Genomic DNA, 16,980 nt, shown 5'->3' on the forward strand with positions numbered 1-16,980 from the left:
GGGGTTGATGGGGTGTCACTTCTCCTTGCTGGCTCGGTCGACATAAACCGTGGTGCGGCCAGGCTGGTCTTAGTTGGCGGTTCGGTTCCACCCCCCACCCCCCCCCCACGACCACGGTGACCAGGCACGACTCCGAAATCCGTCAGACCTCGCCGCGTTTCTTTCGCTCGGTGTACTCCCGCATGCGCTTCGGGTAGCCGACCCGTGCCACCTCGTACACGGGGATGGACCGTTTGCGGCCGAACTGCTGCGCCGCGTCCAAGCTGTCGATCCGGCGCCGCGTCCACTCACCGTCGTGTGCGATGAGGACGACTGTGGTTTCGGTGACGTTGGTCTTCGGCTCCACATACGCCTCGACACCGGTCCGGGAGGCGGACCACTCTTCCAGGTGTTTGAAGTCGTTTGAAGAGGCTTTTCGCAGCGTACCGGGCTTTTGCCCGCCTTTAGAGCGCCGGCGCAGCGAGTCGAACAGACCCACTCCGACCACCTCACTTCCCACTCGCGTCCAGCGTCCAGTATCCCGCCTCGGACGTGTGGTCACCGTCGCATACCCGGCTAGGTCGCAGGGCCGCCGCGCGTAGTGACAAGATGGCAAGTGTCCGCGCGCGCGTATACCGCGCGAAGCGGCGCCAGAGCACCACCCCTACCGCTTGCCGAGGAGTTATTGAAGTGACCGACACCTCCGCCGACCTTGTGATCCTGGGTGGCGGATCGGGCGGCTACGCCGCCGCGTTCCGCGCGGCCGAGCTGGGCCTTTCCGTCACCCTGATCGAAAAGGACAAGCTTGGCGGGACGTGCCTCCACCGAGGCTGCATCCCGACCAAGGCCCTCCTGCACGCGGCGGAGGTCGCCGACGAGACCCGCGACGCCGAGACCTTCGGTGTCAAGGCCGTGCTGGAAGGCATCGACATCGCCGGGGTCAACAAGTACAAGGACGGCATCGTCGCCCGCCTGTACAAAGGCCTGCAGGGCCTGGCCAAAGCGCACAAGGTGAACCTCGTCGAGGGCACCGGAACGTTCGTCGGCGGCACCACTGTCGAGGTCGACGGCACCCGCTACACCGGCAAGAACGTCATCCTCGCCACCGGTTCGTACTCGAAGACGCTGCCGGGCCTGGAACTGGGCGGCCGCGTCATCGCGAGTGAGCAGGCGCTTTCGCTGGACTACATCCCGAAGAAGGTCATCGTCCTCGGCGGTGGTGTCATCGGTGTCGAATTCGCGTCCGTCTGGGCGTCCTTCGGCGTCGACGTCACCATCGTGGAGGCGCTGCCACGCCTCGTCCCGAACGAGGACGAGTACGCGTCCAAGCAGCTCGAGCGCGCTTTCCGCCGCCGCAAGATCGCCTTCAAGACCGGCGTGCGGTTCACCGGCGCCAAGCAGGACGACAACGGCGTCAGCGTGTCGCTGGAATCCGGCGAGACGCTCGAAGGCGACCTGCTGCTGGTCGCCGTCGGCCGCGGCCCGAACTCGGCCGGGCACGGGTACGAGGAGGCCGGGGTCAAGATGGACCGCGGTTTCGTCCTCACCGACGACCGCCTGCGCACCAACCTGCCGAACGTCTACGCCGTCGGCGACATCGTGCCTGGCCTGCAGCTCGCGCACCGCGGGTTCCAGCAGGGCATCTTCGTCGCCGAGGAGATCGCGGGCCAGGAGCCGCGCGTGATCGACGAGAGCGGGATCCCGCGCGTCACCTACTCCCACCCCGAGGTCGCTTCGGTCGGTCTCACCGAGTCGCAGGCGAAGGAGAAGTACGGCTCCGACGTCACCACCTTCACCTACGACCTCGGTGGCAACGGCAAGAGCCAGATCCTCAAGACCTCCGGCGGGGTCAAGCTGATCAAGGCTCCGGAAGGACCGGTCGTCGGCGTGCACATGGTCGGCGACCGCGTCGGCGAGCTGATCGGCGAAGCGCAGCTGATCTACAGCTGGGAGGCGTTCCCCGAGGACGTGGCCCCGCTGATCCACGCGCACCCCACCCAGACCGAGGCCCTCGGTGAAGCGTTCCTCGCCCTGGCGGGCAAGCCGCTGCACGTACACAGCTGACGTCTCACCGTCGAAGAATCAGACCAAGCAAGACATATCAAGGGAGTCAGCGAACGATGGCCTACTCCGTCACGTTGCCGGAGCTCGGTGAGAGCGTCACCGAGGGCACCGTCACCCGGTGGTTGAAGCAGGAGGGCGACACCGTCGAGGTCGACGAGCCGTTGCTCGAGATCTCCACGGACAAGGTCGACACCGAGGTCCCGTCCCCGGTCGCCGGCAAGGTCGTGAAGATCAGCGCTCAGGAGGACGAGACCGTCGAGGTCGGCGGCGAGCTCGCCGTCATCGACGACGGGTCCGGCGGGGTGCCGGAGTCGTCCGGTTCCTCGGAGGACACCTCCGAGGCGCAGCCGGAACCCGAGCCCGAGCCGGAGCCCGAGCCGGAGCCCGCGCAGGAGCAGGCCTCCGCGCCGTCCCAGCCGGACACCGCGCCGGCTTCCGGCGGCGAAGGCACCGAGGTGAAGCTGCCCGAGCTGGGCGAGAGCGTCACCGAGGGCACCGTCACCCGGTGGCTCAAGCAGGTCGGCGAGAGCGTCGAGGTCGACGAGCCGCTGCTCGAGATCTCCACGGACAAGGTCGACACCGAGGTCCCGTCCCCGGTCGCCGGCACCGTGCTGGAGATCCGCGCCGGTGAGGACGAGACCGTCGAGGTCGGCGGCGTGCTCGCGGTGATCGGCGCGGCCGGTTCCGCCCCGGCGCCGAAGGCCGAGGAGCCCAAGCCGGAACCCAAGCCGGAGCCCAAGCCCGAGCCCGAGCCCGAGCCGGAACCCAAGCCGGAACCGAAGCCCGAGCCCAAGGCCGAAGCCGCTCCCGCGCCGAAGCCCGCCCCGGCTCCGCAGGCCGCCCCGGCCCCCAAGGCCGAGGCACCGAAGCCCGCGGCGGCGAGCAACGGTTCGGACGGCGGACCGTACGTGACCCCGCTGGTCCGCAAGCTCGCTTCGGAGCACGGCATCGACCTGGCGTCGCTGACCGGCAGCGGTGTCGGTGGCCGCATCCGCAAGCAGGACGTGCTCGCGGCGGCGGAGGCCAAGCAGAAGGAAGCCTCGGCTCCCGCCGCTCAGCCCGCCGCCCCGGCTGCCGCGGCTCCGTCGGCTCCTCAGTCGGCTCCGCGCAAGGCCGCGGTTTCGCCGGAGCTCGCGGCGCTGCGCGGCACCGTGCAGAAGGCCAGCCGGATCCGGCAGATCACCGCCACGAAGACCCGCGAGTCGCTGCAGGTTTCCGCGCAGCTCACGCAGGTCCACGAGGTGGACGTCACGAAGATCGCCAAGCTCCGTCAGCGGGCGAAGGCGGCCTTCAAGGAGCGCGAGGGCGTCAACCTGACGTTCCTGCCGTTCTTCGCGAAGGCCACCGTCGAGGCGCTCAAGCAGCACCCGAACGTCAACGCGTCCTACAACGAGGACACGAAGGAGATCACCTACCACGGTGCGGTGCACCTGGGGATCGCGGTGGACACCGAAAAGGGTCTGCTGTCGGTGGTCATCCACGACGCGGGTGAGCTCAGCCTCGCCGGTCTCGCGCACCGGATCGCCGACCTGGCGGGCCGCGCGCGTTCGGGCCAGATCAAGCCGGACGAGCTCTCGGGCGGCACCTTCACGATCACGAACATCGGCTCCAACGGCGCCCTGTTCGACACGCCGATCATCGTGCAGCCGCAGTCCGGCATGCTCGGCACCGGCGCGGTCGTGAAGCGTCCGGTCGTGATCGCGGACGCCGACGGCAACGACACGATCGCCGTCCGGTCGATGGCGTTCCTGCCGCTGACCTACGACCACCGTCTGGTGGACGGGGCCGACGCGGGCCGCTTCGTCACGACGATCAAGCAGCGTCTGGAAGAGGGCAACTTCGAGGACGAGCTCGGTCTCTGATCCTCCGGTCGTCCCTGAAGGCCCTCGTCCCGCTTCGGCGGGGCGGGGGCCTTTCTCTTTTTCCCGCGTTTAGTCCTCTAAATGCGGGACTCGCGCGCCGCAAAGACCGCGTTCAGAGGACTAAACGCGCGGGTTTGACAGCCACCTCCGACTCTAGTATTCCGGAATTACGGAAAACAAGAGGGAGGATCGCTCATGCTGACCAGACGTCATCTGCTGACCGGCGCCGCCGCGGGGTCGGCGGCGTTGCTGCTGCCGGGAACCGCGAGTGCCGCCGGGCCGGACACGACGACGGAACAAGGCTGGCTCGACTGGATCGCCGCCCACCGGAGCTCGGTCTCGGTCCTGATCGACGACGGCGCGGGCCGTCGAGCCGCCCGCAACGCCGGCGTCCGGCGGCTGCTGGCTTCGTCGATCAAAGTCGTGCACCTCACCGCGTACACCGCCGCGGTCGCCGAGGGCAGGCTCGATCCGCGAGAACGGATCAGGGTCGGCGACTGGGACGCCCACCACCCCTTCGTCGCCGACGGCCGCGCGCATTTCCAGGCGCTCAACTGGCTGGGTGTCCCCTGCGACGAGTACGGCATCGCGAAGGACCCCGAGCAGCGTGTCCCACTGGCGAGGCTGCCCGAAGCGATGATCTTCTTCAGTGACAACGCCGCCACGGACTACCTGCGCACCCGTCTCGGCGACCCCGCCCTCCAGCTCGCGGCGGCACGCGGTGGCTGGACGAGGCCGGACACCCGGTCGTTCGGCGGCGAGGTCCTGATGCTGATGATGACCGAATACGCGCCCCCGCCCGGCAGTCCGGTCGTGGTCCGGCGGGCGATGGGCGACGCGCTCGCACGCCGGTTCGTCCGTGATCCCGCTTTCCGCGCCGAGGCGTTCGAGCGCTGGCCGAGCATGCCCCAGACCACCGACGAGCAGTGGCCGTGGGTCAAGGGACACGGCCAAGGGTCGGCATCGGAGCTGTTCTCGCTCCACCGGAGTCTCGCACTCGGCCGGTACCACCCTGGCGGAGCGCTGGCCCGCGAGATACTCGCGCTGCCGCTCTCCGACCGAGTGCCGCCCGGAGCGAGCGAAGTGCTCTTCAAGGCCGGAAGCCTGCCGCGAACCCTCACCGTCGGGCTGTCCGTGCGCTGGCCCGGTGGCCGGGCAGGCACCGCGGCCGTGCTCCTCACCGACGTGCGCGATGAGGATCAGGCGAACGCCTTGCCGCTCATCGACGTCCTGCTCTCGGCGCTGTCCGTCCCGGAGCGGTTCGCCGCCCTGCGGCGCGCGCTCGGCTGACCGACAGTGTAGATAAACCGGTATGGACGCTGAGCTCGCCGACCGGATCGCCGCCCTCGAAGAACGGGTCGCCGCGCTCGAAGGGCAGCAGGAGACCACGCCGTCGGCCTTGCCCGGCGGCGTGGTGACCTACCACGGCGAACTGACCGAACCCGTCGAGCTGACCTGGACCATCCAGGTCCCGCCGGGCGTGGTGCTGGCGAAGGAGGACGGGCCGCGGGTGGAAGTGCTCGCGGCCCTGTCCAGCACCGCGCGGGTGGCGATCGTGCGGACCCTGGCCGAACACGGCGCGCGGACCGCGCCCGCCCTGCAGGAAGCCGCCGAACTCGGCTCCCCCGGCCAGCTCTACCACCACCTCAAGGCGTTGACCGGAGCCGGGATCGTCGAGCAGGACAAACGCGGCAGCTACCGCCTTCGCCCGGCCGCGACGATCCCGGTGCTGGTGCTGCTCACCGCCGCGTCCGACGTCGCCGGGCAACTGAAGACCTGACCGTGCGCGCCGGACGGGGATACGCCACGATCGACCCATGCGAGTTCTGATCGCGGGCGCGAGCGGACTGATCGGCACCTCCCTGACGGCGCGGCTGCGCGGTTCCGGGCACGAAGTCGTCCGCCTCGTACGCCGGGAAGAGCGGGCCGAGGACGAACGCCGCTGGGATCCCCCGGCCGGGGAGATCGCCGACGGCGCCCTCGACGGAATCGACGCCGTGGTGAACCTCGCCGGCGCGCCGCTGCTGCCGGGACGCTGGAGCGCGGCCCGCAAACAGGTACTGCTCGACAGCCGGGTCGAACCGACGGAGGTGCTCGCGGAAGCGGTCGCCGAACACGGGATCCCCGTTCTGGTCAACGCCTCCGCCGTCGGCTACTACGGCGACCCCGGACCGTCCGTTGTGGACGAATCGAGTCCGGCGGGGCGCGGTTTCCTCGCCGGGCTCTGCACCGCGTGGGAAGGCGCGACCGAGACCGCCACCACCGCGGGCGCCCGCGTCGTGCGTATCCGCACCGGGCTGGTGCTCGCCCGCAAGGGTGGACTCCTCGACGTCCTGCGGCCGCTGTTCCGCCTTGGCCTCGGCGGGAAACTCGGCGACGGCAAGCAGTACATGCCGTGGATCTCGCTCGACGACGAGGTGGGGGCGATCGTTTTCGCGCTGGAGCACGAATCGCTCTCCGGTCCGGTGAACCTCAGCGGACCGCAGCCCGCCACGAACGCCGCGTTCACGAAGGCGCTGGGCCGCGCCGTGCACCGTCCGGCGTTCTGGCAGGTCCCGGGATTCGCCATGAAGATCACGCTCGGGCAGGCTGCCGAAGAGATGGCGCTGTTCGGCCAGCGCGCCATGCCCCGGGCGCTGGAGGAGGCGGGCTACCAGTTCCGTCACCCGACCCTCGAGGACGCGCTGGCCGCCGCGACATGACTTTGCAGCGCGGCCTGTACACCCTCGCCGGTGTCCTTCTGCTGATCGGCTTCATCGTGCTCGGGGTGTTCGTCGACGGCCGCCCGCCGCCGGTGGACGTCGCACTCGCCGACGCGTTCCATGGGCAGTACGCCCGGCCGGCGGGACAGGTGGCGGGCCTGGTCACGAACGTCCTCGGCCCGGTCCTGCCCTTCGCGCTGGGCGCGGTGCTCGCGGTACTCGCCTGGCAGCGGCGGGAGCTGAGGGTGTTGTGCGTCAAACTCGCCGTCGTCCTGGTGCTGTGCCGGATGACCAGCCTGATCGCCAAACCGGTGTTCTATCGAGAGCGGCCCCGCGAATTCCCTGATCTGAGTTACCCGAGCGGGCACGTCGTCGCCGTCGCCTGTACCGGCTTCGTCGCGGTTCTGCTGTGCGCGTGGATCCGTCCGAGGTTGACGCGCCTGGCGATCGTGATCGCCGTCGCGGCGACGGTCGCGGGCGCGCTCTGCCGGGTCGTGCTGGGGGTGCACTGGCTGACCGACACCGCCGGATCGGTGCTCGCCGTCGGCGGCGTGGGCCTGATCGCGGCGACCGGGCTGGGCCTGCTGCCGCGGCCCCGGGACCCGGCGTAGTGTCGCTGGCGTGAGCTCTTCGACCACGTCATGCCGTGCCGCCACCGAGCCCGTCGACGTCCGTGAGATCGGGACGATCGAGTACACCGAAGCCTGGGAACTCCAGCGCCGATACGTGACAGCCCGTGCCGACGGCGAAGGCCCCGACACGATGCTGCTGCTGGAGCACCCGTCGGTGTACACCGCGGGCAAGCGCACCGAAGCCGCGGACCGGCCGACCGACGGCACCCCGGTGATCGACGTCGACCGCGGCGGCAAGATCACCTGGCACGGTCCCGGCCAGCTGGTCGGCTATCCGATCGTCAAACTCGCCGACCCGATCGACGTCGTGCACTACGTGCGGCGTCTCGAAGAGGCCCTGATCACCGTCTGCGACCAGCTCGGCGTGCACACCGGCCGGGTCGAGGGCCGCAGCGGCGTCTGGATCCCGGCCGACGACCGCGGCGTCGAGCGGAAGATCGCCGCGATCGGCATCCGCGTGCAGCGCGGCGTGACCATGCACGGCTTCGAGCTGAACTGCGACCCCGACCTGGGGGCCTTCGACAAGATCGTCCCGTGCGGCATCCGGGACGCCGGCGTGACGTCGCTCTCCTACGAACTCGGCCGCGAGGTCACCGTGGCGTCGGTGCTGCCGATGGCGCGCGAAGCCGTGCTCGCGGCGCTGGAGGGCGACCTTCCGGTGAGCGACGAGCGCTGGCTGCCACGCCCCCAGGCACCCGCGGCCCCGGGCGTCACCTTCGCTCTGCAGAACTGACGTCTGCGAAGATCACCAGCACGACCGCCGGAAAGGCCGGTGGGCGTACTGGGAGGAAGTCATGCGCAAGTTTTCGCGCGTTCTCGCGGCGGCCGGTATCGCGGTCGCCGCTTCGGTGAGCCTGCCCGCGGCGGCGTCGGCCACACCGCCGCCCGGCTGTACCGGCGGTCACGACGGGGCCAAGTACGCCTGGGCCAGCTGCACCGCGTATGGCGACCGCAGGTACCGGGTCACCGCGTACAACTGCAGCCCGGTCTGCGGTAACGCACTGGGCGAATGGGCCGTCCACGGGGCGGAGTCCCGCCTCACCATCTCCTGGCCGGCGAAGATCCTGGACATCGGCGTCGACATCGAGTGATCCCCGGCGCGTGAAGGCCCCCTTCCCTCGGTTGAGCCCAGGGAAGGGGGCCTTCACGCGTAAAGCTTCAGTCCAGCTGGGGAGCGACCTCGGCGGCGATCAGCTCGATCTGGTCGACGTCCGACAGATCCAGCAGCTGCAGGTACAGCCGGGTGATCCCGGTCTTCTCCCGCCAGTGCCCGATCTTCTCGGCGACCTCCGCCGGAGTGCCCGCGAGACCGTTCTCGCGCAGCTCCTCGACCTCGCGGCCGATCACCCCGGCGCGCTTCGCGACCTCGGCGTCGTTCCGGCCCACGGCGACGACGAGCGCGGCCGAGCGGATGATCTCCTTGGGGTCGCGGCCGATCTCGCGGGCGGCGTCCTCGACGCGGCCGAACTGCTCGGCGGCGAACTCCGGCCCGACGAACGGAAGGTTGAATTCGTCGGCGTACCGCGCGGCGAGCGCCGGGGTGCGCTTCTTGCCGCCACCGCCGATGATCACCGGCGGCCGAGGCCGCTGAGCGGGCTTCGGCAGACCGGGCGAGTCGACGAGCTTGTAGTGCTCACCGTCGAAGGAGAACGTCTCGCCTTCCGGCGTCTCCCACAGCCCCGTGACCACCGCGAGCTGCTCGGCGTAGCGGTCGAAGCGCTCCTTGATCGGCGGCAGGTCGAGGCCGTAGGCGGTGTGCTCGTCGTCGTACCAGCCCGAACCGAGGCCGAGTTCGACGCGGCCGCCGGACATCTGGTCCACCTGCGCGACCGAGATGGCCAGCACCGACGGGTGCCGGAAAGTGGCGGCGGTGACCAGGGTGCCCAGTCGCACGCGGCTGGTCTCCCTGGCGAGACCCGCGAGGGTGATCCACGCGTCGGTCGGCCCTGGCAGGCCCGAGGCCGAACCCATCTTGAGGTAGTGGTCGCTGCGGAAGAAGGCGTCATAGCCCGCGTCCTCGGTGGCCTTGGCCACTCGGAGCAGGTCGTCGTAACTGGCCCCCTGCTGGGGCTCGGTAAAGATCCTGAGGTCCACGACGCCACCCTAGCGACGGTGCCCTCAGCTCGCTTTCCCGTGCTCAGCGGGCGGAACGCGGCGGAATCCGACGAGCAGCCGCACCAGGACCTCCTCGACCTGGGCGCTCACCTTCTTCGGCTCCGGCGAACTCGCGATCTCGATGGCCGCGCTCGACAACGCGCCGAACAGCAGCCGCGCCGTGACGTCCACCGGGACGTCGTCGACCTCGCCGACCTCGATGAGCGACTGGATCCCGGTGCGGACCAGGCCGAAACTGCACCTCTCCTCGGCCTCGCGCCAGCGTTCCCAGCCCATCACCACCGGCGCCTCGTGGATCGCGATGCGCTGATACGCCGGGTCGAGGCAGCTCTGCAGGAATCCGCGCAGCCCGGCGAGCGCTCGTTCCCACGGCGATTCCGGGCCGTGCATGATCTTCTCGAGCCGGTCGAAGACCTGGCTCTCGACCGTGTCGAAAACGGCCTCGAACAGCGCCTGCTTCCCGCTGAAATGGTGGTAGAGCGCGCCCTTCGTCACCCGGGCCCGTTTGGCGATCTCGTCGAGAGACGTACCCGCGTATCCGCGTTTGGTGAACAGCTCCACGGCACTCTCGACGAGTGCCGACCGGGTGGACTCGGAATAGTCCAGCCGCCTAGACCTCATTGTCGCCACCTTCACAACTTTACGCCGCCGGTACCGCCCCATACCCATGGTATGTTGGCTGCTGTCAGGTCCGTACCGGGAGTATGCCGCAAACCTGCGGTATGAACCGGGTCACGGAGGGGAGCCTTCATCATGAGCTGGAACGACTTCTACCAGCGGCGCGACATCCTCGAAGCCGCAGTGCGCCGGGCGGGTCACCACCCGTCCGACCCGCTTTCGCTCGACGAAATCCCAGGAGCCATCGAGTACTTCGCGACCGAAGCCGAGCTTCTGGTCGCGCTTCAGTACAAGTGGAAACAGGTGTTCAGCGGTTACCTTCGCGCCGAAATGGCCGACCCCGACTACGCCGATCACGATCTCCCGCTCGACCGGGTCGACGCCGTCACCCGCGCCTGGAACCGCGCCACGGCCGAGCACGAGACCCTTCGCGCCGTTCTCGACGCGGCGCTCGAGCGGTGCCCCGCGCTGATCCCGTCGCACGAAGCCGAACTGCGCACCCTCGCGCTCACGGCGGGCCTCGCCGAAGGGAACGAGCCCACCGCGGAGATCACCAAGGTCGGCAGCGCGTTCGCCACCCTGCTCCGGCACGGCCGTCAGGCCAAGCCCGCCCGCCGCCGCAGCCCGATGGGCCACCTGCTCCGGTTGCTCGCGCCCAGCGCGTGACCCCCGTGGCGGCGCTCCCGCCGATGTAGTTAGGTGACCGACATGGCTGCTCACACGCGCTGGACCGAGGCCGACATCCCGGATCAGACCGGCCGGACCGTGTTCGTCACGGGGGCGAACTCGGGCCTCGGCCTGCGAACGGCCGAGGTGCTCGCGGAAAAGGGGGCCCGCGTGCTGCTCGGCTGCCGGTCCCCGGAACGTGGCGCCAAGGCGTTGGACCAGGTCCGCGCGGCCGCGACCGGAGCCGCGCCGGAACTCGTCCGGCTGGACCTCGCCGACCTCGCGTCGGTACGCGAAGCCGTCAAGAAGGTCGAAGAGCTGTCGGAGAACAAGCTCGATCTCCTGATCAACAACGCCGGCGTGATGGCGACCCCGCGCGGCCACACCAAGGACGGCTTCGAGACCCAGTTCGGCACGAACCATCTCGGGCACGCGGTGCTGACCTGGTTGCTGATGCCGTCGCTGCGCAACGGTTCGGGCGCCAGGGTGGTGACCGTGTCGAGCATCGCGGCGACCGGCGCGCGCATCGACGTCGCGGACCCGAACTTCGAACGCCGCATGTACAACCCGGGTTCGGCCTACGGCCAGTCGAAACTGTCGAACCAGGTGTTCGCGCTCGAACTCGACCGCAGGCTGCGCGCCGCGGGCGAAGGCGTCGTCAGCGTGGCGGCCCACCCCGGCTACACCTGGACCGGACTCGGTTCGGGCATGGCCCGCTCGTATCGCAACCCCGTGGTGCGCGCGCTCGTCGGCGCGGGAAACCGGATCGGCGAGGTCGTCATCGCGCAGAACGCCCGGAAGGGCACCCTCCCTCAACTGTTCGCGGCGACCGCTCCCGAGGTGTCCGGCGGCGACTACATCGGCCCGCACGGCCTCGGCGGCTTGCGCGGCGACCCGGTCAAGGTGCGCCCTCTGCCCGCCGCCCGGAGTGAATCTCTCGGCGCCGCGTTGTGGGACGTGACCACCAAGTTGACGGGTGTCACCCCCGACCCCGCGTGAGCGGCGACCACTGCTCCGGCGGGCGTAGGGTGGCGGAGTGAGTGCTGCCCCAGATGGCCGCAAGTTGTTGCGGCTCGAGGTCCGGAATTCCCAGACTCCGATCGAGAAGAAGCCGCCGTGGATCAAGACGCGGGCGCGGATGGGTCCGGAGTTCACCGAGCTGAAAGGCCTGGTGCGCCGCGAAGGCCTCCACACCGTGTGCGAGGAGGCCGGCTGTCCCAACATCTACGAATGCTGGGAAGACCGTGAAGCCACCTTCCTGATCGGTGGGGATCAGTGCACCCGCCGCTGTGACTTCTGCCAGATCGACACCGGTAAACCGGCCGAACTGGACCGGACGGAGCCGCGCAAGGTCGCCGAAAGCGTCCAGGCGATGAGCCTGCGCTACTCGACGGTGACCGGCGTCGCCCGTGACGACCTCGAAGACGGCGGCGCGTGGCTGTACGCCGAGACCGTGCGCCAGATCCACGCGCTGAACCCCGGCACCGGCGTCGAACTCCTGATCCCCGACTTCAACGCCGACCCGGATCAGCTGGCCGAGGTCTTCGGCTCGCGTCCCGAGGTACTCGCGCACAACGTCGAGACGGTGCCGCGGATCTTCAAGCGGATCCGCCCCGGTTTCCGGTACGCACGGTCCCTCGAAGTCATCACTCGCGCCCGCGAGGCCGGTCTGGTGACGAAATCGAACCTGATCCTCGGCATGGGCGAAACCCCCGACGAGGTCGCTCCCGCCCTGCGTGACCTGGTCGATGCCGGCTGCGAAATCCTCACGATCACCCAGTACCTGCGCCCCTCGCCGCGGCACCACCCGGTGGACCGCTGGGTCAAGCCCGAAGAGTTCGTCGAGCACTCGAAGGCCGCCGAGGCCATGGGCTTCGCCGGCGTCATGGCCGGGCCGCTGGTCCGGTCGTCGTACCGCGCCGGCCGTCTCTTCGCCCAGACGAAGGCCCACCGTGGTGAGGAACTGTCGGAGAACCTGGCCCACCTCGCCGCCGAAGGCCCCGCAGCACAGGAAGCCAGCTCGCTCCTGGCACGGTGACTCCGGTCACCTCTTTCCGAGGTCGCCACCCACCAGGTCACGTATCAGTAATGTGACCTGGTGGCGTTGGTAACGGATCTTTTGAATTGGCTGCAGGGACTCCCGGAACCGGGACTGGTCGCGGCGACCGGCGGACTGGTGTTCGCGGAATGCACCATCGGGCTCGGCTTCATCGCCCCCGGCGAATCGGGGCTGCTGGTCGCGGCCACGACGGCGACGTCGGTCTCGCGGTTTCTGACCCTGTGGGCGGTCGTGACGGTCTGCGCCGCACTCGGTGACTCACTCGGCTACGCGATCGGCAAGCGATTCGGGCCGCGCCTGCGTGAGACCAAGCTGATCCGCAAATACGGCCTCGACGCCTGGGACAAGGCGACCGGCGTGCTCGAACGGCGAGGCGCGTGGGCGGTGTTCTTCGCCCGGTTCCTCCCGGTCATCCGCACGCTGACCCCTGCCGCCTCCGGCACCTCGGGCCTGCCGTTCCGCAAGTTCCTGCCCGCGGCCGCGGCAGGCGCGGCGTGCTGGTCGGCCATCCACATCGGCATCGGCGCCGCCCTCGGTGAAGCCGCGAAGAAGGTCGAAGGCGTGCTCAACACCGGCGGCCTGGTCATCGTCGCCGTACTCGTCGGCGTCGCCGTGTTCTTCCTGCTGCGCTACAAGAAAAAGAAGGCGCTCGGCGGCACAGTCGAGGAAGCCATTCCGGCGAAGGTCGGCGCGGACGACTAGATTCCGGGCATGGCCGCCCTGAACCTGCCCCAGCCCATCGGTTTCGTCCTCGGTGGCGGCGGCAGTCTGGGTGCCATGCAGGTCGGGATGCTCCAGGCCCTCTCAGAGGCAGGCATCGCTCCCGACCTCGTCGTCGGCACTTCGGTGGGCTCGCTGAACGCCGCCGTCCTCGCACTCGGGGACGAGTCCGGTGACCGGCTGCACCGGATCTGGTCGCGGATGACGCGGCACGAGGCGTTCCCCGGCGGCGTGCTCAGCCAGGTGCGGACCCTGCGGCACAGCAAGACCAACCTCTTCCCGAACACCGGGCTGGCCGCGATCGTCGACGAGCACGTCGGCGAGGGCGTCCGGTTCAAAGATCTCGCGCTGCCGCTGGGTGTGGTCGCGACGGACGTCGACACCGCCGAGCCGCTGCTGATCCGTTCCGGCCCCGTCCTGGCGCCGCTGCTGGCCAGTTGCGCGATCCCGGGGATCTATCCGCCGGTGCCGTTCGAAGGCCGCATGCTCTACGACGGCGGCCTCGTCGCCAACGTGCCGATGCGCCAGGCACTCGCGATGGGCGCGAAGTCGCTCGTCGTCCTCGACTGCGCCTTCCCCGGCAAGATGCCCGGCACCCCGCAGACCTTCGCCGAGGTGATGATGTTCACCGCGATGATCAGCATGCGGAACCAGGCCGTGCTGGAGGCGCCGATCGCCGCCGCCGAGGTGTCCGTGGTGTACCTGCCGGGCCCGAAGCCGGTGCGCGTCAGCCCGTTGGACTTCAGTCACACCACCACATTGACCGCGGAAGCTTACGAAGCCGCGAAGACCTATTTGAGTGGATTGAGCGTCGATGGCCCCGGTCTTTACGGGGCGCCCGGTCTCGTCGTGGCGTGACAAGCACCACTGGATAGAACCATCCGGCATCGATCACGTCTTCTTCGTCGCGTAGTTTTGAAAGAGAACTTTCCGCTGATCGAGCGACGTAGCTGAATACATTCAAGAGAGACTCATATGTTTCCCAAGAAGACATTACTTTCGACGGCCGGAATACTCGCCGCGGTGTTGATGCTCTCCGCGTGTTCGTCTTCGGGCGACACCGGCAATTCGAATTCGACGGGCACCAGTGCCGAATCGGACGAAAGCGCGGTTTCGGTGACCATCGAGCCGGCGGGTGGCACGGACGTCAACCCGGCGATCCCGGTGGTCGTCAAGGCCGAGTACGGCAAACTGACCGACGTCACCGTCACCAACGCCGACAAGGGCAAGCAGGTGAAGGGAGAGCTGGCGAGCGACGGGCTCAGCTGGAAGACCACCGAACCGCTCGGCTACGGCAGCACCTACAAGATCGTGGCACACGCCCAGGGCAGCAACGGAAAGCCGGTCGAGCAGCAGACCAGGGTCTCCACACTGAGCCCGAAGCAACAGGCGAACCCGAACCTCATCCCGGCCCCCGCCGCGGTCACCTCGGGTGGCGTCGGCGTCGGGCAGCCGATCGTGTTCGCCTTCGGCCAGCCCGTGAAGAACAAGGCCGAGGTGGAGAAGAAGCTGTCGGTGGAGTCCACGCCGAAACAGGAGGGCTCCTGGTACTGGATCGACGACAAGAACGTCCATTACCGGCCCAAGGTCTACTGGCAGCCGGGTACGACGCTGAAAGTGTCGGCGATGATCTACGGCGTCGATTTCGGCAATGGCGTCTACGGCGCGACCGACCGCACCGAGACCTACCGGGTGCACGATTCCTGGGTCGCGAAGGCCGACGGCAACACCGAGCAGATGCAGATCTTCCACAACGGCCAGCTGACCAAATCGATGCCCATTTCCATGGGCAAGGACGCCACGCCGACGCATTTGGGCGCACACGTCATTTCGGACAAACACGAGAATTACGTGATGGACTCGTGCACTTACGGCGTCTGCCAGGGCCAGCCCGGGTACTACAAGGCGAACGAGAAGTGGTCACTGCGGATCTCGAACGACGGCGAGTTCGTCCACGAGAACCCGAACAGTGTCGGTGCGCAGGGCAGCTCGAACGTTTCGCACGGCTGTATCAACCTCAACGCCGCCAACGCCCAGTGGTTCTACCAGAACATGGGGCTCGGCGACGTCGTCGAGGTGACCAACTCCGGCGGCCCGCAACTACCGGTCTGGGACCTCTACGGCGACTGGTCGAAGTCGTGGGCGGACTGGCAGGCGGGCAGCGCGATCAAATAGGGGCATGATGGGCCGGTGACCACCACCGACCCCGATGCCGAACTGAGCAAGGCCCGCTCACTCGTGGCCGGCGCCGGCCGGGTCGTCGCACTCACCGGCGCCGGGATCTCCACGGACTCGGGAATCCCCGACTTCCGGGGCCCGCAAGGCCTGTGGACCCGCGATCCGGCCGCGGAGAAGATGTCGAACCTTCAGGCGTATCAGGACAGCAGAGAGGTCCGTGAGCGCACCTGGCAAGCGCGGCTGGTCCACCCTGGCTGGCACGCCGAGCCGAACGTCGCGCATCGCACTCTGGTGCGGCTGGAAGAGTCCGGAACGCTGACGCATATCGTCACGCAGAACATCGACCGGCTGCACCAGAAGGCGGGCTCCTCACCCGAGCGGGTGCTGGAACTGCACGGGACGATGTTCGAGTCCGTCTGCCTGTCCTGTGACGACCACCGGGACATGCGCTCGACGCTCGACCGCGTCCGGGCGGGCGAGACCGATCCGCCCTGCCTGGTGTGCGGCGGCATCCTGAAGTCGGCCACCGTGTCGTTCGGACAGCACCTGGACCAGAACCTGCTCCGAGCCGCGCGAACCGCCGTCTCCGAGAGCGACGTCCTGCTGGTGGCCGGGTCCTCGCTGAGCGTGCAGCCGGCCGCCTCGCTGGTGAGCGTCGCTTCGCGGGCCGGTGCCGACGTGGTGATCTGCAATGGCTCCGAAACGCCCTACGACTCCATGGCTTCCGCCGTCGTCCGCGGCCCGCTCGGAACAACCCTCCCCGCCCTCATCACCTGACTTCAGCTCCGACCCACGCATTTAGAGGACTAAATGCGTGGGTCTCGCTGGTGGGTTCGCTTACGTGGGCTGTGGGCCGGGTTGTCGTGAGTGTTTTGGGTCGTTCTAGCGAACCGTCTCTTAGGTACCTATTCGTGGCGTGCGGCCTTGCGTGAGGTACGTGATGGTCCCCTTCCTTGCGCCTGGCGCAAGGAAGGGGACCTTCATGTACTGGGGAAGGTGTGAAGGTCGTGTTTCCTCTCCTGAACCGAGGGAAGGGGCCTTCACACGCCGCTGTTGTGGCTGGTGGTGCTACTGAGGCTCGTGATGGCCTTCCGGGCGGGTGAAGGGAACTTTGAGGGATTCTGGGTCCCTGAAGAGTCCTTCACGGACCGGCCGCTACCGGGCTCAACCGCCGGTATTCACCTAGAACACTCTTGGTTCTAACGGCCCAAAACACTCACGACCTCGCGGGCGGCGGCCGTTACCCCTGCGCGTTTAGTCCTCTAAATGCGCAGGGGGGTGGGGATACAGAAAAGGGTCCAGGCCCCGGGAGAACGGTGAGGTTCTCGACCGGGGCCTGGACCCCTTTTTTCTAATGTTAGTCCGGCGGTGTCCTACTCTCCCAC

General features: G+C 68.6%; 18 protein-coding genes. 15 read left to right on the top strand and 3 right to left on the bottom strand.

The features are described 5' to 3' along the window. Positions 1–142: 142 nt before the first annotated feature. Entirely contained in the window at positions 143–487 is a 345-nt protein-coding gene (locus ACZ54P_RS19230; RefSeq protein WP_465462883.1) for an oxidoreductase, read from the bottom strand. Positions 488–669: 182 nt separating this feature from the next. Between ACZ54P_RS19230 and lpdA the strand changes: the two genes are divergently transcribed. From lpdA to ACZ54P_RS19270, 8 genes are all read left to right on the top strand, one after another. After that, positions 670–2,043 carry a dihydrolipoyl dehydrogenase gene (gene lpdA, locus ACZ54P_RS19235; protein WP_465462884.1) on the top strand — a complete coding sequence of 458 codons (1,374 nt, stop codon included), beginning with the start codon at positions 670–672 and terminating at the stop codon, positions 2,041–2,043. 56 nt (positions 2,044–2,099) lie between these two features. Next, positions 2,100–3,905 carry a 2-oxoglutarate dehydrogenase, E2 component, dihydrolipoamide succinyltransferase gene (gene sucB, locus ACZ54P_RS19240; protein WP_465462885.1) on the top strand — a complete coding sequence of 602 codons (1,806 nt, stop codon included), beginning with the start codon at positions 2,100–2,102 and terminating at the stop codon, positions 3,903–3,905. 195 nt (positions 3,906–4,100) lie between these two features. Continuing rightward, positions 4,101–5,195 carry a serine hydrolase gene (locus ACZ54P_RS19245; protein ID WP_465462886.1) on the top strand — a complete coding sequence of 365 codons (1,095 nt, stop codon included), beginning with the start codon at positions 4,101–4,103 and terminating at the stop codon, positions 5,193–5,195. A gap of 22 nt (positions 5,196–5,217) precedes the next feature. Next, positions 5,218–5,685 (top strand): ArsR/SmtB family transcription factor, encoded by a 468-nt coding sequence (locus ACZ54P_RS19250; RefSeq protein WP_465462887.1) that lies wholly within the window; start codon positions 5,218–5,220, stop codon positions 5,683–5,685. 37 nt (positions 5,686–5,722) lie between these two features. After that, on the top strand, positions 5,723–6,607 hold the full coding sequence (locus ACZ54P_RS19255; protein ID WP_465462888.1) for a TIGR01777 family oxidoreductase: 885 nt from the start codon (positions 5,723–5,725) through the stop codon (positions 6,605–6,607). Beyond that, complete coding sequence (locus ACZ54P_RS19260) at positions 6,604–7,218, top strand: phosphatase PAP2 family protein (protein WP_465462889.1); 615 nt, start codon at positions 6,604–6,606, stop codon at positions 7,216–7,218. The genes ACZ54P_RS19255 and ACZ54P_RS19260 overlap by 4 nt, the downstream gene beginning before the upstream one ends. Before the next feature lie 10 nt (positions 7,219–7,228). Continuing rightward, complete coding sequence (lipB, locus tag ACZ54P_RS19265) at positions 7,229–7,972, top strand: lipoyl(octanoyl) transferase LipB (protein WP_465462890.1); 744 nt, start codon at positions 7,229–7,231, stop codon at positions 7,970–7,972. A gap of 61 nt (positions 7,973–8,033) precedes the next feature. Next, on the top strand, positions 8,034–8,330 hold the full coding sequence (locus ACZ54P_RS19270; protein ID WP_465462891.1) for a hypothetical protein: 297 nt from the start codon (positions 8,034–8,036) through the stop codon (positions 8,328–8,330). Positions 8,331–8,397: 67 nt separating this feature from the next. Here the strand turns inward: ACZ54P_RS19270 and ACZ54P_RS19275 are convergent, their stop codons facing one another. Both ACZ54P_RS19275 and ACZ54P_RS19280 read right to left on the bottom strand, forming a co-directional pair. Next, complete coding sequence (locus tag ACZ54P_RS19275) at positions 8,398–9,333, bottom strand: LLM class F420-dependent oxidoreductase (RefSeq protein WP_465462892.1); 936 nt, start codon at positions 9,331–9,333, stop codon at positions 8,398–8,400. Between the two features lie 24 nt (positions 9,334–9,357). Then, positions 9,358–9,975 carry a TetR/AcrR family transcriptional regulator gene (locus ACZ54P_RS19280; protein ID WP_465462893.1) on the bottom strand — a complete coding sequence of 206 codons (618 nt, stop codon included), beginning with the start codon at positions 9,973–9,975 and terminating at the stop codon, positions 9,358–9,360. A gap of 132 nt (positions 9,976–10,107) precedes the next feature. Here ACZ54P_RS19280 and ACZ54P_RS19285 point away from each other — a divergent pair, with 132 nt between their 5' ends. From ACZ54P_RS19285 to ACZ54P_RS19315, 7 genes are all read left to right on the top strand, one after another. Further along, entirely contained in the window at positions 10,108–10,638 is a 531-nt protein-coding gene (locus tag ACZ54P_RS19285; RefSeq protein WP_465462894.1) for a hypothetical protein, read from the top strand. Between the two features lie 42 nt (positions 10,639–10,680). Beyond that, positions 10,681–11,637 carry an oxidoreductase gene (locus tag ACZ54P_RS19290; RefSeq protein WP_465462895.1) on the top strand — a complete coding sequence of 319 codons (957 nt, stop codon included), beginning with the start codon at positions 10,681–10,683 and terminating at the stop codon, positions 11,635–11,637. A 37-nt stretch (positions 11,638–11,674) separates the two neighbouring features. Then, positions 11,675–12,676 (top strand): lipoyl synthase, encoded by a 1,002-nt coding sequence (lipA, locus tag ACZ54P_RS19295; RefSeq protein WP_465462896.1) that lies wholly within the window; start codon positions 11,675–11,677, stop codon positions 12,674–12,676. Between the two features lie 60 nt (positions 12,677–12,736). Next, on the top strand, positions 12,737–13,399 hold the full coding sequence (locus ACZ54P_RS19300; protein WP_465462897.1) for a DedA family protein: 663 nt from the start codon (positions 12,737–12,739) through the stop codon (positions 13,397–13,399). Positions 13,400–13,408: 9 nt separating this feature from the next. Continuing rightward, positions 13,409–14,275, top strand: a complete 867-nt coding sequence (locus ACZ54P_RS19305; protein WP_465462898.1) for a patatin-like phospholipase family protein — start codon at positions 13,409–13,411, stop codon at positions 14,273–14,275. Between the two features lie 117 nt (positions 14,276–14,392). Next, entirely contained in the window at positions 14,393–15,592 is a 1,200-nt protein-coding gene (locus ACZ54P_RS19310; RefSeq protein WP_465462899.1) for a L,D-transpeptidase, read from the top strand. Between the two features lie 15 nt (positions 15,593–15,607). Next, positions 15,608–16,372, top strand: coding sequence for an SIR2 family NAD-dependent protein deacylase (locus ACZ54P_RS19315; RefSeq protein WP_465462900.1), 765 nt, complete (start codon positions 15,608–15,610; stop codon positions 16,370–16,372). Positions 16,373–16,980: the final 608 nt, after the last annotated feature.

It is taken from the genome of Amycolatopsis sp. NPDC034160, from assembly GCF_055575355.1.